14 protein-coding genes are annotated in these 14,709 nt (G+C 66.9%); 12 read left to right on the top strand and 2 right to left on the bottom strand.

Going from position 1 to position 14,709, the window contains the following annotated elements; genetic code table 11:
• Positions 1 to 12 precede the first annotated feature (12 nt).
• From OKW41_RS09905 to OKW41_RS09895, 3 genes are read left to right on the top strand one after another with little or no spacing between them, the layout of a single operon-like run.
• Positions 13 to 1,044: an iron ABC transporter substrate-binding protein gene (locus tag OKW41_RS09905; RefSeq protein WP_429572337.1), complete on the top strand. Its 1,032-nt coding sequence runs from the start codon at positions 13 to 15 to the stop codon at positions 1,042 to 1,044.
• Positions 1,045 to 2,649 carry an ABC transporter permease gene (locus OKW41_RS09900; protein ID WP_429572336.1) on the top strand — a complete coding sequence of 535 codons (1,605 nt, stop codon included), beginning with the start codon at positions 1,045 to 1,047 and terminating at the stop codon, positions 2,647 to 2,649.
• Between the two features lie 50 nt (positions 2,650 to 2,699).
• The gene (locus OKW41_RS09895) at positions 2,700 to 3,755 is read left to right on the top strand and encodes an ABC transporter ATP-binding protein (RefSeq protein ID WP_429446644.1); all 1,056 of its coding nucleotides are present in this window, start codon (positions 2,700 to 2,702) and stop codon (positions 3,753 to 3,755) included.
• 23 nt (positions 3,756 to 3,778) lie between these two features.
• On the opposite strand, the gene OKW41_RS09890 is transcribed toward OKW41_RS09895, so the two are convergent.
• A complete protein-coding gene (locus tag OKW41_RS09890; RefSeq protein WP_429572335.1) occupies positions 3,779 to 4,636 on the bottom strand; it encodes a LysR family transcriptional regulator in 858 nt (285 codons plus the stop codon).
• Between the two features lie 102 nt (positions 4,637 to 4,738).
• Here OKW41_RS09890 and OKW41_RS09885 point away from each other — a divergent pair, with 102 nt between their 5' ends.
• The gene (locus tag OKW41_RS09885; protein ID WP_429572334.1) at positions 4,739 to 5,671 is read left to right on the top strand and encodes a DMT family transporter; all 933 of its coding nucleotides are present in this window, start codon (positions 4,739 to 4,741) and stop codon (positions 5,669 to 5,671) included.
• A gap of 21 nt (positions 5,672 to 5,692) precedes the next feature.
• On the opposite strand, the gene OKW41_RS09880 is transcribed toward OKW41_RS09885, so the two are convergent.
• On the bottom strand, positions 5,693 to 6,991 hold the full coding sequence (locus OKW41_RS09880; RefSeq protein WP_429572333.1) for an MFS transporter: 1,299 nt from the start codon (positions 6,989 to 6,991) through the stop codon (positions 5,693 to 5,695).
• 205 nt (positions 6,992 to 7,196) lie between these two features.
• Between OKW41_RS09880 and OKW41_RS09875 the strand changes: the two genes are divergently transcribed.
• The 8 genes from OKW41_RS09875 to mdcH are packed head-to-tail and all read left to right on the top strand — an operon-like array spanning position 7,197 to position 14,278.
• Positions 7,197 to 7,967: a GntR family transcriptional regulator gene (locus tag OKW41_RS09875; RefSeq protein WP_429446639.1), complete on the top strand. Its 771-nt coding sequence runs from the start codon at positions 7,197 to 7,199 to the stop codon at positions 7,965 to 7,967.
• 20 nt (positions 7,968 to 7,987) lie between these two features.
• A complete protein-coding gene (gene mdcA / locus OKW41_RS09870) occupies positions 7,988 to 9,658 on the top strand; it encodes a malonate decarboxylase subunit alpha (protein ID WP_429572332.1) in 1,671 nt (556 codons plus the stop codon).
• Between the two features lie 2 nt (positions 9,659 to 9,660).
• The gene (locus OKW41_RS09865; protein ID WP_429572331.1) at positions 9,661 to 10,626 is read left to right on the top strand and encodes a triphosphoribosyl-dephospho-CoA synthase; all 966 of its coding nucleotides are present in this window, start codon (positions 9,661 to 9,663) and stop codon (positions 10,624 to 10,626) included.
• A gap of 5 nt (positions 10,627 to 10,631) precedes the next feature.
• Complete coding sequence (locus tag OKW41_RS09860) at positions 10,632 to 10,955, top strand: malonate decarboxylase subunit delta (protein WP_184038621.1); 324 nt, start codon at positions 10,632 to 10,634, stop codon at positions 10,953 to 10,955.
• Positions 10,952 to 11,836, top strand: a complete 885-nt coding sequence (locus OKW41_RS09855) for a biotin-independent malonate decarboxylase subunit beta (RefSeq protein ID WP_429572330.1) — start codon at positions 10,952 to 10,954, stop codon at positions 11,834 to 11,836. Before OKW41_RS09860 ends, OKW41_RS09855 begins: the two co-directional genes overlap by 4 nt.
• A complete protein-coding gene (mdcE, locus tag OKW41_RS09850; protein WP_429572329.1) occupies positions 11,833 to 12,648 on the top strand; it encodes a biotin-independent malonate decarboxylase subunit gamma in 816 nt (271 codons plus the stop codon). Before OKW41_RS09855 ends, mdcE begins: the two co-directional genes overlap by 4 nt.
• On the top strand, positions 12,648 to 13,346 hold the full coding sequence (locus OKW41_RS09845) for a malonate decarboxylase holo-ACP synthase (RefSeq protein ID WP_429573379.1): 699 nt from the start codon (positions 12,648 to 12,650) through the stop codon (positions 13,344 to 13,346). Before mdcE ends, OKW41_RS09845 begins: the two co-directional genes overlap by 1 nt.
• Positions 13,346 to 14,278 carry a malonate decarboxylase subunit epsilon gene (mdcH, locus tag OKW41_RS09840; protein ID WP_429572328.1) on the top strand — a complete coding sequence of 311 codons (933 nt, stop codon included), beginning with the start codon at positions 13,346 to 13,348 and terminating at the stop codon, positions 14,276 to 14,278. Before OKW41_RS09845 ends, mdcH begins: the two co-directional genes overlap by 1 nt.
• The last annotated feature ends 431 nt before the right edge of the window (positions 14,279 to 14,709 follow it).

The raw sequence follows: 14,709 nt of genomic DNA, 5'->3' as shown, positions 1-14,709 counted from the left end.
GACTTCTGCAACATGGCTCATTCCTGGTTTTCCACCCGTCTGCGCGCGCTCGGCAGCATGGCCGCGCTGTCGCTCACCGCGCTCGCGACGATGCCGTCGGCGGCGCACTCGGCGTCGATCACGCTGTACAACGCGCAGCACGAGCAGGTCGTCAATCTGCTCGCAAAGGAGTTCGAAAAGGAGTCGGGCATCTCGGTAAAAATCCGCAACGGCGAAGGCCCGGCGCTCGCCGCGCAGATCGTCGCGGAAGGCGCGGCGTCGCCCGCCGACGTGTACTTCACGGAGAACTCGCCGGAGCTGATGCTGCTCGAGGAAAAGGGGCTGCTCGCGAAGGTCGACGAAGCGACGCTCGGCACGGTGCCGGCACGTTTCAATTCGCCGAGCGGTGTATGGGTCGCCGTGACCGCGCGCGAGAGCGTGCTCGCATACAACACGACGAAGCTGCAGCCGTCGCAACTGCCGCAATCGGTGTTCGACCTCGCGAAGCCTGAATGGAAAGGCAAGGTCGGCATCGCGCCGAGCGACGCCGACTTCCTGCCACTCGTGAGCGCGGTGCTGGCCCTGAAGGGTGAAGAGCAGACGCTCGCGTGGCTGAAGGGTCTCAAAGCCAACTCGCAGATCTTCGACGATGACGAAGGCGTGGTCGCCGCGGTCAATCGCGGCGGGGTCGCGACCGGTCTGATCAACAACTACTACTGGTCGCGTCTGCATGCGGAAATCGGCGATGCGAAAACCCGCAGCGCGATCTATCACTTCGGCCACGGCGACGCCGGCGCGCTCGTCAACGTATCGGGCGCGGGCGTGCTGAAGTCCGCGCATAACGCGGACGGCGCGCAGAAGTTTCTCGCCTATCTGGTCAGCGAACGCGCACAGCAGCTGATGGCCAACAGCCACGTGATGTTCGAATATCCGCTGCACGCGGGTGTCGCGCCGGACCCGATCCTCAAGCCGTTTGCCGAACTGACTCCGCCCACGCTGACGATCCAGCAGCTCGGCGACGATAGTCACGCCGGCAAGCTGCTACGTCAGGCAGGCCTGCTGTAAATGAGCGAAGCACTGTCAGCCGGTCCGCCGGCTGTCCCCCCAGCCCCGGCGCGCGGGCGGACGCGCGCGCCGCGCGGCCTTTTTGCGGCGGCAGCACTCAGCGCTTTGCTGGTGCTGCTGCCGATTGCGTTTACCTTCTGGCGCGCGGCGAGCTTCGGGATCGGCGACGCGCTCGATCTGATCTGGCGGCCGCTCGTCGGCGAGTTGCTCGTCAATACGGTGTTGATCACCGTCACGACTACCCTCGTTTGCGCGGTGATCGGCACGGCCGCCGCGTGGTTCGTCGAGCGCACGCATCTTCCCGGACGGCGCGCGTGGGCCGTGCTGTGCGCCGCGCCGCTCGCGATGCCGGCCTTCATTTCGAGCTATGCGTGGGTGTCGTTGAGCGAGGACTTGCAGGACTTCAACGGCGCGTTGCTGGTCTTGACCTGCGCGTATTTTCCGCTCGTCTATCTGCCGGTCGCCGCCGCGCTGCGCGGCATGGACCCGGCACTCGAAGAAAGCGCACGCGCGCTCGGCTGCAACCGCTGGACGAGTTTCGCGCGCGTCGTGCTGCCGCAACTGCGGCCGGCGCTGCTCGGCGGCATGCTGCTCGTCGCGCTAGGCGTGCTATCGGAATTCGGCGCGTTCACGCTGCTGCGCTTTCATACGTTCACCACGCAGATCTACGCGGAATTTCGCACCAGCTTCGACGGCGGCGGTGCATCGTTGCTCGCGTGTCTGCTGATCGTGATCTGCCTCGTCGTGCTTGCGTTCGAGTTTCGCGTGCGCGGTGCAGCGCGCTATGAGCGCGTCGATCGCGGCACGCGCCGCGCGGTGTTGCGCTACGAACTCGGCGGGTGGCGCTGGCTCGTCATCGCGGGCTTTGCGCTGCTGACGCTTGCGACGCTCGGCGTACCGCTCGGCATGATCGGCTTCTGGCTCACGCAGCCGGGCGCGGCCGCCGTGACACCCGCCGACGTATCGCCCGAACTGCTGTGGAACGCGACGTGTTCGTCGCTGGGTTTCGGCCTCGCGGCCGCCGCGCTGACCACGTTGCTCGTGGTGCCGCTCGCGTTTCTGCTGGTGCGTTATCCGACGCGTTTCGCGACGCTGTTCGAGCGCACCGTGTTTCTCGCGCAGGGCGTGCCTGGGCTCGTGATTGCGCTCGCGATCGTCTCGCTCGCCGTGCATGCGCTGCAGCCGCTCTATCAAAGCGCGACGCTGCTGATCGTCGCCTACGCGATCCTGTTCATGCCGGTCGCGCTCGTCAGCGTGCGCGCGGCATTCATGCAGGCGCAGCCGCGCCTCGAGGAAACCGCGCGCGCGCTCGGCCTTGACTGGACGCAGACGCTCGTGCGCGTCGTGCTGCCGCTCGCGAGCCCCGGGCTCGGCGCTGCCGCGGCGATGGTGTTCATCTCGGTCGTCACCGAACTGAACGCGACGCTGCTGCTATCGCCGCTCGACACGCAAACGCTGGCGACCCAGGTGTGGGCCGACACGTCGACGATGGCGTTCGCCGCGGCCGCCCCGTATGCGGCGCTGCTGACCGGCATCTCGCTGTGCGCGTCGGGGCTGCTGTTCGCGCTGCTCGGCCGCTCGGCGCTGCCCGGTGAGCGCGGCTGACACGCGCCGGCTTTTTCATCGCTGCTTTTGTTCGACTACTTCGGATTTTCATGAGCGAACTTCGTATCCGCGGACTGCAGAAATCGTTCGACGGTCACCCGGTGCTGCACGGCCTCGATCTCTCGGTCGAGCGCGGCACGCTGCTCGCACTGCTTGGGCCCTCGGGCAGCGGCAAGACCACACTGCTGCGCCTGTTGTGCGGCTTCGAGCGCGCGGACGGCGGCAGTGTCGAGATCGATGACCGGCGCGTCGTCGGCGACAACCTGCACGTACCATCGGAGCAACGCCGCATCGGCTACGTGCCGCAGGAAGGCGCGCTGTTTCCGCATCTGTCGGTCGCGGACAACATCGTGTTCGGTCTGCCACGCACGCAACGCCGCGCGCGCCATCGCGTCGCTGAGTTGCTGGAGCTGGTCGGCCTGCCCGCGCATTTTGGCGAGCGCGCGCCGCAGCAACTGTCGGGCGGTCAACAGCAACGTGTCGCGCTCGCCCGTGCGCTCGCACCCACGCCGACGCTGATCATGCTCGACGAGCCGTTCTCCTCGCTCGACGCCGCGCTGCGCGTCGAAACGCGCCTGGCGGTCGCAAGTGCGCTTGCCGCGGCCGGCGCGACTGCCGTGCTGGTCACGCACGATCAGTCCGAGGCGTTGTCGCTCGGGCATGAGGTCGCGGTGCTGTGGAATGGGAGGCTGATCCAGACCGCGACGCCCGAAGTGCTATACCGCCGGCCGGTGACGCGCGAGCTTGCGTCGTTCATTGGCGAGGCGGTGTTGTTGCCGGGCATCGCGCAACATGATCGCGCGAGTTGCGAGCTCGGCGAACTCCCACTGGTCGCGCCCGTCGGCCACGGTGCGGTCGACGTGATGGTGCGTCCCGAGCAGATCCGCCTGCTGCGCGCCGATGAAACCGCGCGCACAGGCGCCGCGCACGACGCGCTCGTCACTGACGTGATCTTCCAGGGGCAGGACGCAAGCGTCGCGCTGCAATTGCAGTCCGCGACGCGGACGATGGTGCGCGCGCGCGTGCCCGGATATCTGTGCCCGCGTCCGGGTGAGCGCGTGCGGCTCGCGGTCGAGGGTGAAGTGACCGCCTATTCGCGCGCCTGAACGGCCAAGGCTGGCACGCTCGGCTACTGCAGCGACAGATCCTGCACCATCTGCTGCGCCAGATAATCGCAGGTCGGCCGATCCGATTTCGCGCTGCGCGCGACCACGATTTCGAGCGGCGCGATTCTCGGCAGGCCTTGCGCATCGCCGAGTATCGCGAGCCGCGGCGGCACACTGCACCGCGTCAGCGCAATCACCGACAAACCGGCATCCACGGTCGCGACGAGCCCCATCAGGCTCGCGCTGCTGAACGCCGCGCGATAACGGATGCGCGCGCCATCCAGCGCAGCCAGCGTGTGCTGACGCGCGACGCAGCCCGGCTCGTACAACCCCACCGGCAACGGCGAGGCCTTCAGCACCGGGGTATCGACAGACGCCCCCACCCACACCATCGGTTCGCTGCGCACGAATTCGCCGCGCATCCTGCGGTCGCGCGTGACGAATGCGAGGTCGATCTTGTTGTCCGCGAGCATTGGCGCGAGTGCCGTGCTCTGCGCGCAGACGATCTCGATCTCGACGCGCGGATACAGCGTCGCGAAACGCCGCAACACCGGCGATAGCAGCGACGACACATAGTCGTCCGGCGCGCCGAGCACCACCCGCCCGGTCACTTCGGGCCGCACGATCGCCGACCACGCCTCCTCCTGCAACGCAAGCGCGCGCCGCGCGTATTCGAGCAGCGTATTGCCGGGCCGCGTCAGCGACAGGTTGCGCGTGTTGCGTGCGAACAGCGTCGTGCCGAGCATCGTTTCGAGCCGCTTGATCTGCATGCTGACCGCCGCCTGCGAGCGATGCACGCTCGCCGCCGCCTTCGTGAAGCTGCCCGCCTCCACGACCGCGACGAAGCTGCGCAACAGATCGACGTCGAATTCAGGGTTCACGATTTATCAACCCGGCTTATGGAATTGCTCAATTTAATTCGTTTGCGAACAGGCCGCAAGCGGCGCAATACTCGCGGGCATCATGTTTCGGAGTCGTTGCGCATGTCCCTCACCTCACGTCAACAAGGCGCGATCACGCTGGCGAGCGGCGGCCTGCTGATGGGCACGATCGGCGTTTTCGTCGAGGAGGCGCGGCTCGATGCGCTGACGCTCGTGTTCTTCCGCTGCCTGTTCGGCTTTCTCTCGCTCGCCGCCTATTGCGCGTGGAAGGGCTTTTTCACGCGCGCGCAGTTCACGCGCCGCACGGTCGCGCTCGCGCTGATTTCCGGCGTGCTGATGGTCACGCAATGGGTCGGCTTTTTCGATGCGATTCATCGCACCAGCATCGCGGTCGCGACCGTCGTGTTTCATGTGCAGCCGTTCTGGGTCGTGCTGATCGGCGCGGCGCTCTTTAACGAGCGGCTCGGCGCGGACCGGCTCGGCTGGATCGCGACGGCGTTCGTCGGGCTCGTGCTCGCATCGGGCGTGATCGCGGCCGGAAACCTGCAAGGCCACAGCAGCTATCTGATCGGCTTGAGCGAAGCGCTGCTCGGCTCGCTGCTGTATGCGAGCGTCACGCTGATCGCGAAGAGCCTCGGCGAAATGCGCCCGCATCTGCTGACGCTCACGCAATGCGCGGTCGGCGTGATCTGCCTGCCGCTGATCGCGCCGCTCATCGCGCCTTTGACGCTCATGCATATCGGTCCGATGCAGTGGTTCTGGCTGTTCGGCATGGGCGTGCTGCACACGGGATTGTCGTATGTGCTGATTTACGGCGCGCTGCCCAAGCTCAGCACGCCAGTGATCGCGGTGCTGTTGTTCGTTTATCCGCTGACCGCGATCGTCGTGGATGCGCTCGTGTATGGCCGTGCGCTATCGCTGTCTCAACTGGCGGGCATGGCGCTGATCGTCGTCGCGAGTCTCGGCGTCAATCTCGGCTGGCCGTTGCTGACGCTGCTCCATCCGGGTGGGCGGGCACGCAGTCACGCGAAGTAAAGCGCGCCGCCTGCCCGGTTCTTACTGCGGCAGCGTCTCGCCCTTCGTCTCCGGCGCGAACGGAATCACGAACAGGCCAAGGACGAACACGAGCGCGGTCAACGCGATCGGCACGCCGAGCGTCTGCATATGCAGCACCGCCGCGCCGAGCACAAAGTTGACGCCGGCGCCGACGAAGCGTCCAAACGACGTGCAGAACGCAAACGCCGTCGCGCGTACGCGGGTTTCGAACTGCTCGGGCAGCCACAGGCTGAACAACGCGAAGTTGCCGCCGAAAAAGCCCAGCACGAACAGCCACGCGATGAACGGCGCGAGCCCGTTCGGCAGATAGAACGCCCAACCGAAGCTCGCCGCGATCGACACCGCCATCCCCGCGAAGTACACCGCAAGCGTCATCTTGCGGCCGATGCGCTCGGCCAGCGGCGGCAGCGCGAGACAACCGAGGATCGTGCCGATCGACAGCAAGCCGGTCGCGAGCGACGCGGTGCGAATCGAATCGCCCTTGGACATGCCGGCGCGCGCCGCCAGTTGGATCACCGCGGACGGCTCGTAGACGGCGCCCGCCCACAGCCCGATGATCGCGATGGTTAGCAGAATGCACGCGACCCATGTGCGACGCCGGTAAGCCGGCCCCATGATCTCGCGCAACGGCTTCACGCGCACCGTCTTTGCGTCTGCTTTCTGCCACTTCTCCGGCTCCTTCACGCGCAGCAGAATCAGAATCGCGACGACGACCGGTACCGCGCCGGTCAGGAACATCGCGCGCCAGCCGAAATGCACGCCGACCGTGTAATTGAGCGCAGCCGCGAGAAAGAAGCCCGCGTAGTAGCCGGTCTGCAGATAACCGGCGCCCATTTTGCGACGATCCTCCGGCCAGGCCTCGGCAACGTAGGTGCCCGCGAGCGCCCATTCCCCGCCGATCCCGACGCCCGCGATGAAGCGATAAATACCGAGCTGCCACACATTGGTCGAGGTCGCGGCGAGCCCGGTGAAAATCGCGAACGTGAAGATGGTGGCGGCGAGCACCTTGGTGCGGCCGAAGCGATCGGCGAGCGGTCCCCAGATGAACGACAGTCCCCAACCGACCAGAAACAGCGCGAACAGGATCGATCCCGCGAGGCCGACATTCGACGGCGTCGCCGCGAAGCCCGAACGCGGCAACAGCTCGGTCAGCGCGGGCGTGAGCACCAGCGCGTAAATGAACGAGTCCATGCCGTCGAGCGTCCAGCCGGCCCACGCTCCCCAGAACCCTGCGATCTGCGAACGATTGAGCGGTGTGCGCTGACGCGCGACCGCTCGTCGGTCGGTTACTGTATTCATTATGCTCCTCCGGCCTACGATAGTTGAACGTAACGAAGAAAGGGACGGGCGCGCTTGGAGATGGCTCGACGACGTTGATTGATCGGCAATGTCCTCGTACAACTCATTCAGAGGACGGCGCGAGCACCTGCCTGGAATGTGGGTCAAGACTTCCGGGTTTGCCCGCGCTGAAATGCGCGTCTTTTTATATATAATATTTGATACTATGACCGACGCAACTGAAGGTTTTCCCCTGGACGCCGCCATGTCCGGTTCGTTTCTTCCGGCCGCCGCGCCGCGCGAAAGCACCTCGCACATGATTGCTGAGGCGCTGCGCGCGGCGATCGTCGACGGCACGCTCGCACCTGGCGCCCCGCTGCGCCAGGACGCAATTGCCCGGCATTTCTCGGTCAGTGCGATTCCCGTGCGTGAGGCGCTGCGCCAGCTCGAAAGCGAGGGCTGGGCACGCGCGGCGGTCCATAAAGGCGCGACCGTCGCGCCGCTGTCCGCCAACGAAGCGCGCGAGATCTACGAGATCCGCTCGGCGCTCGAAAGTCTCGCGCTCGGCCTTGCGATTCCGCATCACACCGCCGCGACGCTGCGCGAAGCCAGGGACTTGTGCCGCGCCGCCGAGCGCGAAGAGGATCCGTCGCTATACGTCACGCGCAATGCCGCGTTCCATATGTGTCTCTACGCGCCCGCCGGCCGGCCGCAGCTCGAGGACATGATCGGCTTGCTGCACCGGCGCGGCGAACGCTATCTGCGCCTGAAGTTCGGCTTGCCGTCGTACAAGGGCGAGTCCGACAGTGAGCACGCCGCGCTGCTCGATGCCGTCGAGCGCCGCGATATCGCGACCGCGCAGTCGCTGGTGGTCGCGCATCTGCTCGGCACCGGCGAGCTTCTGCATCGTTTCCTGACCGAGCGCGCGCGCGAAGAAGCGCTTGCGCATCAACCGAAGCCGCGCGGCCGACGCCCGCGCGTCACCACCGGGAGCTGATCGAACCGATGACCGAGCCGATGAACCACCCCGCCGAAGCCGCCGCATCGCGGTCCACTGCCCGCTCGTGGACGACCCGGCGCGACGAAAAGAACCGCCGCCTCGCGGCCATCGCGCCGTGGCTCGAAGACGGCATGCTGCCCACGCACCGCATCGTCGATGCGCTCGAAACGTTGATCCAGCCCGGCGAGCGCGTCGCGCTCGAAGGCGACAACCAGAAGCAGGCCGACTTCCTGTCGCGCTCGCTCGCCACGGTCGATCCTCACAAGCTGCACGACGTGCATCTGCTGATTTCGAGCATCAGTCGTCCTGAGCACTTGACGCTGTTCGAGCGCGGCATCGCGCACAAGGTCGATTTCTCGTTCGCGGGGCCGCAGAGTCTGCGCGTCGCGCAACTGCTCGAAGACGGCCAGCTCGAAATCGGCGCGATCTATACGTATGTCGAGCTGTATGCGCGCATGTTCGTCGACCTGACGCCGCACGTTGCACTGCTGTGCGCGGACAAGGCCGACCGTCACGGCAATCTGTACACCGGCCCGAATACCGAGGACACGCCGACGATCGCCGAGGCCGCCGCGTTCCGTCACGGCATCGTGATCGTGCAGGTCAACGAGATCGTCGACGAATTGCCGCGCGTCGACATTCCGGGCTCGTGGGTCGACGTGGTCGTGCAGGCGGACCGGCCGTTCGCGGTCGAGCCGCTGTTCACGCGCGATCCGCGTCATATCGGCGACTTGCAGGTGCTGACCGCGATGATGGTGATACGCGGCATCTACGAGCCGTATGGCGTCACGTCGCTGAATCACGGCATCGGCTTCGATACCGCGGCGATCGAACTGCTGCTGCCCACCTACGGCGAATCGCTCGGTCTCAAGGGCAAGATCTGCCGCAATTGGACACTCAATCCGCACCCGACGATGATCCCCGCGATCGAATCGGGCTGGGTCGACAGCATCCATTGCTTCGGCAGCGAGGTCGGCATGGAGGCGTATATCGAGGCGCGCCCCGATGTGTTCTTCACCGGCAACGACGGCAGCCTGCGCTCGAACCGCGTGCTGTGTCAGTTGGCCGGGCAATACGGCGTCGACCTGTTCATCGGCTCGACGCTGCAGATCGATGCGGACGCGAATTCGTCGACGGTCACGCGCGGACGGCTCGCCGGTTTTGGCGGCGCGCCGAACATGGGCCACGATCCGCACGGCCGGCGTCATTCGAGCGAGGCGTGGCTGAAGCTGTTGAAGGGCGACGGCGCGGTGTCGCGTGGCCAGAAGCTCGTCGTGCAACTCGCGGAAACGTACAAGAAAGGCGGCGAGCCGACCTTCGTCGATGAACTCGACGCGGTCGCGGTCGGCGCGAAAAACGCCATGCCGATCGCGCCGGTGATGATCTACGGCGACGACGTGAGCCATGTGGTCACCGAGGAAGGCATCGCGCATCTGCACAAGGCCGAAGGCATCGACGAGCGGCGTGCGGCGGTCGCGGCGGTGGCCGGTGTCACGCCGATCGGTCTGCGCGCGAAGCCCGAGAAAACCGCGGAATTGCGCCGGCGCGGCATCGTCGCGTATCCGGAAGATCTCGGCATCCGGCGCGGCGACGCGAAGCGTTCGCTGCTCGCGGCGCGCAGCATCGACGATCTGGTCACGTGGTCGGGCGGACTGTACGCACCGCCCGCGCGCTTCCGGAGCTGGTGACGATGGCGTCCGCTGCTGTTCTTCCTGAACGGTTGGACGCGCCGCATGCTTCGGTCCTACACGATGCATGTGGCAGGTCGCCGGTCGCGCCGTTTTCCGACGCCCAACTCGCGCGCGACGCGATCATCGCGCTGATCGACGAGGCAGAGCTCACGCCGAAGCCCGCGCTCGTCGATCGGCGCGGCAGCGGCGCGCATCGCGACCTCGATCTCGCGATCATGCGGCGCTCCGCGCACGCGCTCGAACCGACCTTCGCGGCGCTGGCGCGCACGGCGCGTCGCCGCGGCGAACCCTCTGCGCTGCTGCGCGCCGAGCTCGCGCAGATCGGCCGCGCGGGCGAACAGGAGATGATGCAGGCGACGGGAGGGAGCAATGCGCATCGCGGCGCGATCTGGATCATCGGCTTGCTTGTTGCGGGCGTGGCGCTCGAAACGGCTTCGAGTTCCTCCATGCGTGCGCACAGACCTGGCGATCCCAACCGTGTCGATACCTCGCGCGTCTGCACGCTGGCCGCGCAGATCGCCTGCTTCCCGGATCGCTTCGCCGCTTCGTCCGATAGCCACGGCGAACGCGCGCGTCGACGCTATCAGGTCGGCGGCGCGCGGCGCGAAGCGCAGGACGGCTTTCCGCACGCGCTCGACGTCGGTCTGCCGGCATTGCACGCAGCCCGCGCACGCGGTCTCGACGAAAACGCCGCGCGCATCGATGCGCTGCTCGCGATCATGAGCACGCTCGACGATACCTGCCTGCTGCATCGCGCGGGACTCGCCGGCTTGCATGCGGGGCAGCGCGGCGCGCGGCGCGTGCTCGACGCGGGCGGCAGTTCGACAGCCGCGGGCCGCGTCGCGCTCGACGCGCTCGAACGCGAACTGCTGTCGCTGAACGCATCGCCAGGCGGCGCGGCCGATCTGCTCGCCGCCACCCTCTTTCTCGACATGCTGGCGCATCGCGACGCCAGCCGGAGCTGAGCCTCATGGAACATCTGACCTTCGACTATCCGGCGCAACGCGCCGTCACCACCCGCGCGCACGTCGGCGTGGTCGGCTCGGGCGATCTGGAAGTGCTGCTGTCGCCTGCCGCCGCCGATCCAGGCGGTTCGGCGCTCGCCGCGCACGTGGTGGTGCGCACCAGCGTCGACGGCTATAGCCACATCTGGAAGAGCGTGCTCGACCGCTTCTTCACGCGCTACGACGGCGCCGCGCACATCGAGATCAACGACTTCGGCGCGACGCCGGGCGTGGTCGCGTTGCGGCTCGCCGAAGCGGTCGAAGCGGCCGAGGAAGGAGACAGCGTATGAGCACGAGCGCCAGCGTACATAGCGCGCCGCTGCTGCGCGAAAGCTTCATCGAACTGCCCGCGCGCGAGCGCGCCCGCTCGGTGCTCGACGCGGGCAGCTTCCGCGAACTGCTCGGACCATTCGATCGCATCGGGTCGCCGTGGCTGCCCTTGCAGGGCATCGTCTGCCAGGCCGACGACGGTTGCGTGATCGCGCGCGGCGCGATCGACGGCGAACCGGCCGTAGTCGCCGCGATCGAATCGGCGTTCCAGGGCGGCAGCATCGGCGAAGTGTCGGGCAGCAAGATCGCCGCGGCGCTCGAGATGGCGCTACGCGACTGCGAGCGTGGCAAGCGCGTGCGCCCGGTCGTGCTGTTCGAGACCGGCGGCGTGCGGTTGCAGGAAGCGAACCTTGGGCTTGCGGTCATCGCCGAGATTCAGGCGGCGATCGTCGCGCTGCGCCGGCGCGTGCCAGTGGTCGGCGTGATCGCGGGCATGGTCGGCTGCTTTGGCGGCATGTCGCTCGCGGCCGCGCTGTGCTCGTATCTGATCGTGACGAAGCAGGGACGGGTCGGCATGAACGGACCTGAAGTGATCGAGCAGGAAGCCGGTATCGAAGAACTCGATGCGAGCGATCGCCGCCGCGTATGGCAACTGATCGGCGGCGAGCAGCGCGTCGCGAGCGCGCTCGCCGACACGCTCGTCGACGACGATGCCGAGGCCGTGCGCGCCGCCGTACGCGCCGCGTTCGCCCAAGGCGTGCCGGCCACGCATCGCAGCGAGCAGGTCGGCATGTTCTTGCAGAGGCTCGCGCGGATCGATCCGGCGAGCGTCACGCCCGAGACGCTGCGTGATGTGTACAACCCGCAAGGGCGCGATGCGTCGAACAAGGAGCTGGCATGAACGACACGACACTCACGCGCGGCGCGCGCTGGTTCAATGCACTTGCCGGTGAACCGTCGAGCGCGGCGCCCGTCTGGAGCGGCGATGCGCCGCTCGGCGGCGACACCGCGCGCTTCATCACGGTCGTGCCCGATCCCGCGAACCGTTTTCCGCGCGCGACCACCAACGTGGTCGGGCTCGAACAAGGCTGGCAACTCGCGCGCGCGGTGCGTGAAGCAATCGAAGCGGATAAAAGCGCTAGCACGCGCCGCCCGATCGTCGCCATCGTCGACGTGAAGAGCCAGGCGTACGGCTATCGCGAGGAAATGCTCGGCATCCACCTCGCCTGCGCGGCCGCCGTCGACGCCTATGCGAGCGCGCGCGACGCCGGCCATCCGTTGATCGCGCTGATCGTCGGTCCGGCGATGTCCGGCGCGTTCCTCGCGCACGGCTATCAGGCGAACCGCATCGTCGCGCTCGACGCGCCCGGCACGATGGTCCACGCGATGGGCAAGGAAGCGGCCGCGCGCGTCACGCGCCGCACGGTCGAAGAACTCGACGAACTCGGCGACACGATCGTGCCGATGTCGTATTCGATGGCGTCGTTCGCGAAGTTGGGGTTGCTCGATCAGTTGATCGAAGGCATCGACGCGGACGCGCCCGACGCGGCACAGATCGAGCGCGTGCGCACGGTGCTGGTCGAGCAGATTCGCAGCGCGCGCGAGGGGGATCGTACGCTTGCGCGACGGCTGGAATCGGCGGCGGCGCGGCAGACTCGCGCGGCGTCGATCGAGGTGCGGCGGCGTCTTGCCGAACAATGGGATGCCGTGTGATGCGCGTGTGTGGGGCTGCGCCCTTCTCCACCGTGCACGCCACGTCGTGCGACGCGCGGTGGCGGCCGCATGATCTGCTGCGCTTGCGGCGGCTGGACTCGCCCGATGACGAACCAGCGTGGGTTCGCGACGCGTTCGAACGCGCGCCGTATGCGGTCGTCCGACGCGCGCTCGCCGCTGATGGTTTCGTCGCGATCGGCGTGCGCGGTGCGAAGCGAGCGCAACGCTACGGCACATGGGTGCATGCGGACGATATCGTCGGTGCCGTGCCGCCGGAATCGCTCGCGCAGACGCAAGCCGATGCCGGACGTGATGCATTGCCCTCGTTCGTTGCACTGCTTTCGTTGCAACGTGATTCGGGCGGTCCGCTTGGTGGATTCGCTTGGGGACCTATTGGCAGCACCGGCTTTGAACTGGCGACGCACGTGCCTACTGTCAACGAAACGAGCGACCTCGATCTGTTGATCCGCGTGCCGCAACCGCTGGCGCTGAATGTCGCGAGTGCTTTGCTGGAGCAACTGCAAACGCTCGCGGCGCATATCGGTATCCGCATCGATGCGCAACTCGAAACGCCCGCGGGTGGCGTGGCGCTCGCGGAATGGGCCGCAGGCAAGGCGCGCGTGCTTGCCCGCGATGCGAGCGGCCCCCGCTTGATCGCCGATCCCTGGGCGGCGGTTGTTCACAATGGCATTGCCTGATGCTCGCGCTTCTGTTCCCCGGCCAGGGTGCGCAGAGCGAAGGCTTTCTGCATCGACTGCCGCAGCATCGCGCGGTACAGGACACGCTCGCTGAAGCCTCCGACACACTTGGCATCGACGTGCTGACGCTCGACTCATCCGACGCTTTCGATTCGACGGTCGCGGTGCAACTGGGCTTGACCGTCGCGGGCGTCGCGATCATGCGCGCGCTCGCCGATGAAGGATTGGCGGCGGAGATCAGCGCGGGACTGTCGATCGGCGCGTATGCGGCGGCGGTCAGTTGTGGCGCGGTGGCGTTCCGCGACGCGCTGAAGATGGTGCAGCGACGCGCCGAGCTGATGGAAACCGCTTATCCGGCCGGCTATGGTCTCGCGGCCGTCTCCGGCTTGAGCGAGCAGCAGGCGGAAACGCTCGTTGCACAGCAGGCCGCGGAGCAACGGCAACGCGTGTATATCGGCAACGTCAATGCACCGCGCCAGATCGTGATGGCCGGCGCGGACGATGCGCTCGACGGGTTCATCGAACGCGCGCTCGCGGCCGGCGCGCGCAAGGCCACGCGGCTCGCGGTCAGCGTGCCCTCGCATTGCGAATTGCTCGCGCGTGCGAGCGACGAACTGCTGGCGTACTCGCGCACGTTGCATTTCGAAAGACCGCGCGGTGTTTATATCGGCAATCGCGGTGGACGCCCGTTATATACGGCCGATGCGATTCGCGAGGATCTTGCGACCAATATGCGCTACACCGTGCGTTGGTTCGATGCGCTGACCGTGATGCAGGAAATGGGCGCGCAGGTGCTGGTCGAGGCGCCGCCGGGGCAGGTGTTGACAGATATCGTGAGGGAGAATTTTTCTGCGGTCAGTGCGCTGGCTGCGAGTACATTGCCGTTTGACAGGTTGGTGGGGACGGTACGCAGGCGGTTGGAGCGTGGCTGACGGGGTGTGCTTTGCGGTGTACTAATGCGGCTGGGCCAGGGGCGGCTGGGAGCTTCGGCCAGACGCCGCTCGCAAGCCGGCGTCGGTGAATGGTAATCCGTGGCTGCGCAAAGCGGTCATTCCGACGCCGAGTCGCAGCCTGTGTTGCACCTTGCGCCTCGGCAGCGCATGACTGATCCTGGCCGTCCCGGGCTGGAGCGTTGTCTGCGGTGCCACGGAATTGAACGTGCGACACCTGGCGCGTGAAGCGAGCGAAATAGACTTGAGACGCTGTGTTTCAGCTGAGGCAACTGACGCCGATACCGTACATGGAAAGACCAGCATGGAGCCTGCGATACGGCGTGACCGGCTCAAAGGGGCACCGGACAACAGTCTGGTGTCCGGGGCATAGCAGCCGTTGGAGCGTCAGCGCCGGCGCGTAGCCGAACGGC

This window comes from Paraburkholderia sp. UCT70 (assembly GCF_050434085.1).
GTDB lineage: Bacteria > Pseudomonadota > Gammaproteobacteria > Burkholderiales > Burkholderiaceae > Paraburkholderia > Paraburkholderia tuberum.
This window is presented reverse-complemented; position numbering and strand designations above follow the sequence as displayed.

Bases quoted from the DNA above. Each gene is read 5' to 3' on its own strand.
- OKW41_RS09880 (WP_429572333.1), bottom strand. From the start codon at position 6,991: ATGAATACAGTAACCGACCGACGAGCGGTCGCGCGTCAGCGCACACCG.
- OKW41_RS09895 (WP_429446644.1), top strand. From the start codon at position 2,700: ATGAGCGAACTTCGTATCCGCGGACTGCAGAAATCGTTCGACGGTCAC.
- OKW41_RS09905 (WP_429572337.1), top strand. From the start codon at position 13: ATGGCTCATTCCTGGTTTTCCACCCGTCTGCGCGCGCTCGGCAGCATG.
- OKW41_RS09855 (WP_429572330.1), top strand. From the start codon at position 10,952: ATGAGCACGAGCGCCAGCGTACATAGCGCGCCGCTGCTGCGCGAAAGC.
- mdcE (WP_429572329.1), top strand. From the start codon at position 11,833: ATGAACGACACGACACTCACGCGCGGCGCGCGCTGGTTCAATGCACTT.
- OKW41_RS09860 (WP_184038621.1), top strand. From the start codon at position 10,632: ATGGAACATCTGACCTTCGACTATCCGGCGCAACGCGCCGTCACCACC.
- mdcA (WP_429572332.1), top strand. From the start codon at position 7,988: ATGAACCACCCCGCCGAAGCCGCCGCATCGCGGTCCACTGCCCGCTCG.
- OKW41_RS09865 (WP_429572331.1), top strand. From the start codon at position 9,661: ATGGCGTCCGCTGCTGTTCTTCCTGAACGGTTGGACGCGCCGCATGCT.
- OKW41_RS09875 (WP_429446639.1), top strand. From the start codon at position 7,197: ATGACCGACGCAACTGAAGGTTTTCCCCTGGACGCCGCCATGTCCGGT.
- OKW41_RS09885 (WP_429572334.1), top strand. From the start codon at position 4,739: ATGTCCCTCACCTCACGTCAACAAGGCGCGATCACGCTGGCGAGCGGC.
- OKW41_RS09845 (WP_429573379.1), top strand. From the start codon at position 12,648: ATGCGCGTGTGTGGGGCTGCGCCCTTCTCCACCGTGCACGCCACGTCG.
- OKW41_RS09900 (WP_429572336.1), top strand. From the start codon at position 1,045: ATGAGCGAAGCACTGTCAGCCGGTCCGCCGGCTGTCCCCCCAGCCCCG.
- mdcH (WP_429572328.1), top strand. From the start codon at position 13,346: ATGCTCGCGCTTCTGTTCCCCGGCCAGGGTGCGCAGAGCGAAGGCTTT.